This window comes from Streptococcus sp. 1343, from assembly GCF_013277355.1.
Classification (GTDB): Bacteria; Bacillota; Bacilli; order Lactobacillales; family Streptococcaceae; genus Streptococcus; species Streptococcus pseudopneumoniae.
On record NZ_VMMT01000090.1, the window covers coordinates 1 to 9,325 of the forward strand.

Sequence of the window (9,325 nt, forward strand, 5' to 3'; positions counted from 1 at the left end):
AAATAATCTGTAGACGTTTGTGATATTTGGCGTACGATGAATCTCTTAGGAGTTGTTCAATTTTTTGTGTTTCTTCGTTTGTAAGTTTCATAACTACTATTATAAGATGTTTTTTGATTTTAGGATAGTATTAGAAGATTTAGTGCAGGGTTATATTCAAATAAAGAAGAATCCCCATCACTACCTAGATGCAGATAAAGACTTGACGGCAGCCTATCAAGCCATTAGAGGGACGGAGCAAGATCTTCTCAAAAAATTGCAATATCTCAATCAAGCCGCCTTGCAGGATTTCCATATCAGCCAGAGACTCTCTCCCAAAGATGAGACTGCTATCCCTGTAGCAGGTAAAGCCAAAACCAAACAGGAATTGGCTATCGAGCGAGATTTGATCAACCGGTTGACAAAGGGAGAAAGTCAATGGGTGTATCGACCTGAGTTAAATACAGAAGACCTCCTATGGGGAAACTTTTTTGCCAAGCTGGAAGCCAATAATGTCCGCATTTTGCAAGACCATCCCCTTACAAATTCAGAGAAAAATCAAATTAAAAACCAGCTCAATTTCGTCAACTTCTACGAAGCAGCCAAGTGGATAGCAGGGGAAAATGGCATTGCCAAGGTGCAGGTTCAACGTGAAGATGCTAGTTTAGGCACCATTCGCTTGGAAGTCTTGTGGAGAAACAATGTCGCTGGTGGCAAATCCAGCTATGAGGTTGTCAATCAAGTCATCACAGGCGGAGAAGGGATTCGCCAGCGTCGTGGGGATGTGACTTTGCTGATCAATGGTCTGCCTATGATTCAGATTGAACTAAAAAGCCGTTCTCATCCTTACATGGATGCCTTCCGTCAGATTAAAAAATACGACCAAGAAGGACAGTTCAGAGGCATTTTTTCAAGTCTTCAGATGTTTATCGTCTCTAATGTCACAGACACCCGCTACATCGCAGCTGCCAAAGCCAACAAGCTAAATGAGCGCTTCTTGACCAAGTGGGTGGATAGTGAAAATAGACCTCAACCTCAACTATTTGACTTTGCAGAGTCTGTCTTGTCGATACCGAGAGCCCACGAGATGGTCATGCAGTATTCTGTCATTGATGATGACAAGAAGGCCTTGATTTTATTACGCCCCTATCAGGTACATGCCATTGAGGCTATCCGTGAAGCCAGTCGCAAGCGCCAGTCAGGCTATATTTGGCATACGACCGGTTCAGGAAAGACCCTGACCTCCTATAAGGTTTCGCGCAATCTGCTTCAGATACCATCTATTGAGAAGACAATCTTTGTGATTGATAGGACAGACCTTGACCAGCAGACGACTAGTTCTTTTCAATCTTACGCAGAGAACGATATGATCGATATCGACGAGACCGATGATACACAGGAATTGGTTAAAAATCTAGCTTCTGATGACCGCCGTGTCGTTGTGACGACCATCCAGAAAATCAATGCTATGATTCGTCAGTTTGATGAAGGCCGTCACCAAAAGGTCTACAATCGTATCAAACAACTCAAACTAGGCTTTGTTGTTGATGAATGCCATCGCGCAGTGACTCCTGAACGCCAGCGCCACCTAGAGCACTTCTTTACAAATTCTCTCTGGTATGGGTTTACAGGAACTCCTATCTTTACAGAAAATAAACGTGAACAAAAAGGAGACCTTGCTCAGACGACCGAAGAGCAGTACGGTGACTGCCTCCACCAATATACCGTCAAAGAAGCCATCCATGACAAGGCGGTTCTTGGTTTTAATGTGGAGTATCAGACGGCCATGCCTGGTTGGGCAGAAGATGAGATTGACGAGGAGCGTTATGATGACGAAGGACATATGCTTGCCGTTTTAGATGCTATTCTCAATCGCTCAAGACGCAAACTCGGTTTCCAAAATGGGGTAGGAAAAACCTATGAAGCCATTTTGACTGTCAAAAGCATTGTCCGTGCGCAGGCCTATTATAACCTGATTAAGCAAGTCAAAAATGGAGAGAAGTCTCTAAGCATTTCGGAAAATGTTAAAAAGGTTTTGCCAGACTTCCCTAAGGTTGCCATTACTTACTCTGTGACAGAAAATGAAGCAAACTCCTATGTCAACCAAGCCTACATGGAGGAGAGCCTAGAAGACTACAATGCCATGTTTGGTACCCACTTTAGCCTAGCAACCATTGCTTCCTACAATAGTGACCTCAACGACCGTCTGGCCCGTAAGAAAGAACGCTTTGCCTTCCGTGAGGAACAGTTGGACTTGGTTATCGTTGTGGACCGCTTGTTGACAGGCTTTGATGCCCCTTGCCTATCGACCCTGTTCATGGATCGTCAGCCCATGAAACCCCAGCATATCATTCAGGCCTTTTCACGAACCAATCGCCTCTTTGATGAAGGCAAGAAATTCGGCCAAATCGTCACCTTCCAAACGCCTGGCCGTTTTAAAGAAAAGGTGGATGAAGCTCTGAGCCTCTACTCAAATGGTGGTGAAACCAGTGTCTTAGCCCCAGAATGGCAGGAGGAGAAGGCCAAGTTTCTTGAGAAGGTTCATCAACTATTAGCCATCGCTCCAAGTCCAGAGCAGGTGCCTGATTTGGATACAGCGACAGATGCAGAATTAAAACGCTTTGCCAAGGCCTTCCAAGAATTTGACAAGCTCCTATCTTCTATACAAGTCTATTCGGACTATGATGAGAAAGTCATATTCAGAGAGATTGGTCTCAGCCTAGAAGACATCGAGAACTTTGCCGGCCAATATCAAAATGTTATCGAAGAGCTCCGCAGACGCAGAAAAGAAGACCAAGAAGATGAAAGCCTTCTCGTAGATATAGAGTATGAGCTCGAATCCATCCGCACAGATGAGATAAACTATCACTATATCCTCTCCCTCATCCAAGCCTTGATCGAAAATCGGGAAAACTTCATTGGTAAAAAGGAAAAGAGTCTGGTAGATAACTATATCGAAGATTTGAACAAATCCAATCCCAAGTTATCCAACCTCATCTCCAAACTCTGGCAGAATGTCCAAGCAGATGCCAAGAGCTATCAGGGACAGTCTGTAGCCCATAAGTTGGATGAGATGATTGAGCTAAGAACCCAGAAAAAGATTCGTGAAACGGCAGATTATTGGCAGATAGGAGAGGATGAACTCCAGTTCGTAGTGGACAACTACCGCATCGGACGAGACAAGCAAAATGGTGAAAAAGCCATTACGGAATCTCAGGACTATCTGGCCTATAAGGAAGCCCACGGAGACAAGGCACTACCAAAACTCAAATACAAAAAAGCCCTCAAAGAGGACTATATGCGCATGATTTCAGAGGATATCTTACCGCTAAGAGGGAGATAGGTTTATACTCTTCGAAAATNNACTTCGTCAGTCTTATCTGCAACCTCAAAACAGTGTTTTGAGCAGCCTGCAGCTAGTTTCCTAGTTTGCTCTTTGATTTTCATTGAGTATTAAAAATAGTCAGAAAGATAATGTTGGGAAGGTTTTCGACCAATTAGGGTCAAAATTCCCCTATCTTCAAGATGCAAGAAAGCATCCTTGACCTTTTTCTTAGAGTAATGATGGTTGGACTGATTGGCCAGTTGGATGATGCTTCTATCTTCTATACCATCTCTCTTATCATCAACAAAGAGCTTGGACTGAGCGAGTAGAAACAAGATGTATTTCTCGACTTCCTCCAGCCCTTCTGTCTGCTCTATCTTAACTTTATAGCGATTCAGTTGCTCTTGTTTTTCAAGGAGGGTTTGGATAATATTTTCCTGTCCTTCCTTGATAAAAGTCAACAAGGTTTCAACGAAGAAGGTAGCATCGGCACGGTTGAGATGATCGCCAGTATTCCTAAAAGCCTTATAATAGTCTTGCTTATGGTGATTGATTTGTTGGGACAAAACTAACCCTGAAAATTTATCGAGTTTTCTAGACAAGTACTTGGCAAGGATATAGCGTCCTGTCCGACCGTTACCGTCATAGAAGGGATGTATATTTTCAAAAAAATAGTGTCCAGCACAAGCCTTGACAAGGTTTGGGATAGAATGGTCGTTTATAAAACGAATCCACTCTGTCAGCATGACCTGAATCTGTTCCTCCTTTTGAGGTGGGATATAGATGACTTTGCCAGTCTTGTCGTCTTGGATAAAGACCGATTTCTGTCTAAAAAACTCTCCATCGAGTTCATCCTCTGGCGAGATTTCTCCTTGTGTTAATTGGTCATAAATCCCTCTGATATCTTCAAGAGATTGGATTTGGAGAAATTCATCCTTAAGGATTTGTTGGTACATTCGCAAGGTGGAAAGATGTTTGATTTGTTCGGTCTTATAGGGGTCTTCCTCTAGGAGTTTCTCCACATCGACCAACTCTTTACGAGTTGTATGGATACCTTCGATTTCATTTGTGGAAATAATCGATTGGTAGAGCTGTTCTTTATAAAACTGATCGTGGGCAATCTTAGGGAGGGTATCAGCTATTTCACTAATTCGTTGAGACTGCTGTGAAATAGTTTCCATCAGTTGGGAAATCCCTAGATGTAGGGTTACAAATAAAGGGTATTGACTTGTTTTGACAGTATCGCGTTGCATTAAATGAGGATAAAGAGATGTTCTAATGGAACTGTATCCTTGTAAGCGTAGTTGATACTCTTCCTCATACTGGTCACGATGACTGTAGTAGATTTTTCTAAGTTCTCTATAGTTCATATGTAGTCATCCTCGCATTTCAACGTTTTTTAACATTATATCACAAAATAAGCCTATCTATTGTTTCAAAATAGGCAAAATTGAAGAATAGAATAGCATAGTTTCCTATCTAAAGTGAAAAAATGGCCAAAATTGAACAATAGAAATGATAGATGGCAATCCTAAAGTGTAAAAATAGGTAAAATTGAAGAATAGAAATCAAAAAGAGAAAACCTAAAGTGTAGAAATAAGAAAATGGAGTAATAGAAAGGGGGGATAGAGTGGAGAAATTATTTATTATCGGAAATGGTTTTGATATGGCGCATGATTTGAAGACGAATTATCTATATTTCAAGAAGTTTGTTTATCAGCAGGCTTATGGAAAAGATGAACTGTTAGAGTCGTTGCAAAGTGAAAATGCCATAAAATTATATCTAAATAGAATTGATAAAGAAATATTGCTAGAAGAAATTGATGATGATACCATACCTGAAATGGAAATGGCACCAGATGGAGGAGATCTATATCCAGATGATGTAATTTTGTATAAGTTACTGTATCAGCTAATGAGTCAAATTACGGAAACTGAGAAATTTTGGTCTGATTTTGAAGAGAAATTAGCAGATTTTAATGAAGTGTCTATTGTTAATACAGATTGTATATATAACGCTAGAGATTTGGATGGCAGTATAATGGCTAGTAATGCTAATGAAATAGGAGAAACTCTAGCTAAATATGTATTATATTCTTTAAATAAATTATTTAAATTGTGGATAGAAGAAACATATTTTGAATGGACTGATAGAATTCTTAGAAATGGTGAAAATTCGTGTTATAAATTGTTAAAAGCTACAGTTTTGAAAAACTCTGATGCAACATTTCTAAATTTCAATTATACAAAAACGTTAGAGGATTTATATAGAATTCCTGAAGAGCAAGTTTTTCATTTACATGGAGTTATTGGTGGGGAAAAATTTATTTTTGGACATGGTTTTGATGATGAAGTAAGTGATTTCAATCCTCTAGATGTAGGAGCATATATGGAAGAAGTTGTTAATAAGTTAAAGAAACCAGTTGATAGTATATTAACTAATAATATACAGTTTTTCAAAAGTTTAAGCTCTATCAAAGAAATCTACTTCATTGGTTTTGGTATTCGGGATGAGGATGGAGTGGATGCTCCGTACTTTAAAGAAATTTTTAAACAGACACCGGATGTGAGCATTTATGTAGACCAGTTCGATAAGCAGAATGAATATACTATTAAGAAAACACTTAAGGCATGGGGGGCTCGTAAAGCTTATCAATTGCAATTTATAGATACAAATAAAGATGAAATAGTTGGAGGAGTAATATGACAAAAAAACCAAGTTATCGCTTTACGGGGTATACTGAAGTTTGGGAAGAGAAGAAGTTGGGAAATCTTGGGTCAGTTGAAATGTGTAGGAGGATTTTCAAAGAGGAAACTTCTGCGGAGTTTGAAATTCCTTTTTTCAAAATTGGTACTTTTGGAGGGGAAGCTGATACTTATATAACTAGAGAAAAATTTGAAGAATATAAAACAAAATTTGCTTATCCTCAAAGAGGAGATTTACTGTTATCTGCTTCAGGAAGTATTGGCCGCGTTGTTGAGTACGATGGAGATGAAGCTTACTACCAAGATTCAAATATTGTTTGGTTGAATCACCATGGTAAAATTAACAACAAGTTTCTTAAAGCTTTTTATAAGATTGTATCTTGGTCAGGAATTGAAGGAACTACAATAAAAAGATTATACAATAAGAATATTTTAGAGACAGATATTTCCCTCCCCTCCCTCTCCGAGCAAACTGCCATTGGTTCTTTCTTCCAAGATATTGACCAGCTTATTAGCCTTCAACAGCGTAAGTTAGAGGTGCTCAAAGAGCAGAAGAAAACTTACCTCAAGCTCCTCTTCTCAGCCAAAGGACAAACCAAACCAGCCCTTCGCTTCGCAGGATTTGAAGATGAGTGGAAGGAAGTGAAGTTGGGGGGAATTGGTGAAATTCAAACGGGTAATACTCCGCCTACTAATGAAGAAGATAATTACGAAAAAAATGGATTTCCATGGGTCACACCTACTGATATTAATTCATTGGTGCTTCAAACGACCTCAAAACAATTATCAGAAGTAGGTAAATCCAAAGCTAGAATTGCTAAGTCTGGTTCAATATTGGTAACATGTATTGCGAGTATTGGGAAAAATACATTAGTTAGAACTGATTCGGCTTTTAATCAACAAATTAATTCATTGACGCCTAGTGAAAAATATTCATCGTATTTTTTATTAACACAATCTGAAATTTGGTCAAGATACATGCTCAGTGTAGCAGGTGCAGGAACGATGCAAATTATTAATAAAAGTGACTTTTCAAATATTAAGACTATGGTACCCACTCTCCCTGAACAAGAAGTCATCGGTTCTTTCTTCCAAGACCTAGACAAGGCCATTGCCAAGCAAGAGGAAAAAGTTAACCAGCTCAAAGAAAGCAAACAAACCCTACTCAGAAAAATGTTTATATAAGATACAAAGACCGTCAAAAGCCCAGTAAAAATAGGGAACTGGCGCAGTCTTCGATGAAAACCAGACAGTTTATCTTTTTTACCCAGCTTTTAGGTCGTGTTCAATTATATAAGATACAAAGACCGTCAAAAGCCTAATAAAAATAGGAAACTGGGACAGTCTTCGATGAAGACTAGACAGTTTATCTTTTTACCCAGCTTTTAGGTCGTGTTCAATTCCATACGATACCGAGACCATAAAAAGCTACACCAAACGAATGAAAGTAGAAATTGATAGGAGACCCTATGTCACAAACAGATTTATCAAGAGAACTCTACCAATCCCTCTGGAATGCGGCAGATATCCTGCGTGGCCAGATGGAAGCCAATGAATATAAGTCCTACCTCTTGGGCTTGATTTTCTACAAATATCTATCCGACAACATCCTCCAATCCGTCTGCGATAATTTGGACGAGCCCTTTGAGTCCTTCCAGCAAGCCCAGCTTCTCTACGAGGAAAACTTTGCGGATGCAGATGTCCGTGAAGACCTCATCGAGGTCTTAAATGACGAGTTGGGCTATGTGATTGAGCCTTCTCTAACCTTCACCAAGCTGGTTCAGTCTATCCATGAAGGAACCTTCCAACTAGAATCCCTAGCCCAAAGTTTCCGTGATATCGAGCAGGCCAATGAAAAATTTGAAAATCTCTTCGAAGATATCGACCTCTATGCGAAAAAGCTAGGAAACACCCCACAAAAGCAAAACAAGACCATCTCTGAGGTTATGAAACAGCTCAACGACCTCAATGTGTCTGGTCATGCTGGTGATATCTTGGGTGATGCTTATGAGTACTTGATTGGCCAGTTTGCCAGTGATTCTGGGAAAAAGGCTGGAGAGTTCTATACACCTCAAGCAGTCTCTCACCTCATGACCCAGATTGTCTTTGCAGGGCGGGAGCATCAAAAGGGGATGTCAGTTTACGACCCGACCATGGGTTCTGGATCTCTCTTGCTCAATGCCAAGCGCTATAGTAAGGAAGCTTCGACGATTTCTTACTACGGTCAGGAGTTGATTACTTCGACCTTCAACCTTGCTCGCATGAATATGATGCTTCATGGGGTCGCGATTGAGAACTATCACCTCAGTAACCACGATACCCTAGATGAAGATTGGCCGACTACCGAGCCAACAGACTTTGATGGGGTTTTGATGAACCCACCCTATTCACTGAAGTGGTCAGCAGATAGTGGCTTCCTGCAAGATCCTCGCTTTTCAAGTTATGGAGTTCTTGCACCTAAGTCAAAAGCAGATTTTGCCTTCCTTCTTCACGGCTTTTACCACCTCAAGCATAATGGGGTCATGGCCATTGTCCTTCCCCACGGAGTCCTTTTCCGAGGAGCAGCCGAGCAGAAGATTCGCCAGCACCTGCTAGAAGAAGGCGCTATTGATACAGTTATCGGCTTGCCAGCAAATATCTTCTACAATACCTCTATTCCGACAACCATTATTATCCTTAAAAAGAATCGCACCAATAAGGATGTCTTCTTTATCGATGCTTCAAAAGAGTTTGAAAAAGGGAAAAATCAAAACAATATGACCGAAGACCATATTGCCAAGATTTTGGAGACCTATCAAAAACGCGAGAATGTCGAGAAGTTTGCTCATCTAGCCAGCTTTGAAGAAATTGTCGAAAATGACTATAACCTCAACATTCCACGCTATGTCGATACCTTTGAGGAAGAACCCGTTGTTCCTCTAGCCGACCTCGCAGACCAGCTCGCAGAGATTGATAAAGAGATTGGAGAGGTAGAAGCCAGACTCGCACACATGCGCAGCCAACTAGTAGGCACAACACCAGAAGCCCAAGCAGAATTAACCGCCTATCTCGAAAAGTTGAAAGAGATTTAGAGACTTGTGAGAATACTCTGCTAAAAATTTAGAAAAATAAAATGACAGTAGAAAATCTATTGTCATTTTTGTTATTGATTATTTAAGTAAAAATCGAATTAGAACTAAACTAAAAGGATTCAGTCCTATCAAATACAGAATTTAATCCTTAACATAAAGATAATGACTAACTTTTTGAGAAGTGATGTTATTTTTCTAAAACAAAATAAGTAAAGTGTGTATTATTTTCGTGAAGTAAAAACGG

5 protein-coding genes are annotated in these 9,325 nt (G+C 40.1%); 4 read left to right on the forward strand and 1 reads right to left on the reverse strand.

The genetic code is table 11. The features are described from left to right. The first annotated feature begins 106 nt into the window (after positions 1 to 106). A complete protein-coding gene (locus HT709_RS11130) occupies positions 107 to 3,322 on the forward strand; it encodes a type I restriction endonuclease subunit R (protein ID WP_240156682.1) in 3,216 nt (1,071 codons plus the stop codon). A 110-nt stretch (positions 3,323 to 3,432) separates the two neighbouring features. On the opposite strand, the gene HT709_RS11135 is transcribed toward HT709_RS11130, so the two are convergent. After that, on the reverse strand, positions 3,433 to 4,674 hold the full coding sequence (locus HT709_RS11135; RefSeq protein WP_023935418.1) for a Fic family protein: 1,242 nt from the start codon (positions 4,672 to 4,674) through the stop codon (positions 3,433 to 3,435). Positions 4,675 to 4,934: 260 nt separating this feature from the next. Here HT709_RS11135 and HT709_RS11140 point away from each other — a divergent pair, with 260 nt between their 5' ends. From HT709_RS11140 to HT709_RS11150, 3 genes are all read left to right on the forward strand, one after another. Further along, complete coding sequence (locus HT709_RS11140; RefSeq protein ID WP_023935416.1) at positions 4,935 to 6,011, forward strand: AbiH family protein; 1,077 nt, start codon at positions 4,935 to 4,937, stop codon at positions 6,009 to 6,011. Next, positions 6,008 to 7,195 (forward strand): restriction endonuclease subunit S, encoded by a 1,188-nt coding sequence (locus HT709_RS11145; RefSeq protein WP_023935414.1) that lies wholly within the window; start codon positions 6,008 to 6,010, stop codon positions 7,193 to 7,195. Before HT709_RS11140 ends, HT709_RS11145 begins: the two co-directional genes overlap by 4 nt. 284 nt (positions 7,196 to 7,479) lie before the next feature. After that, complete coding sequence (locus HT709_RS11150; protein ID WP_023935412.1) at positions 7,480 to 9,081, forward strand: type I restriction-modification system subunit M; 1,602 nt, start codon at positions 7,480 to 7,482, stop codon at positions 9,079 to 9,081. Positions 9,082 to 9,325 lie beyond the last annotated feature (244 nt).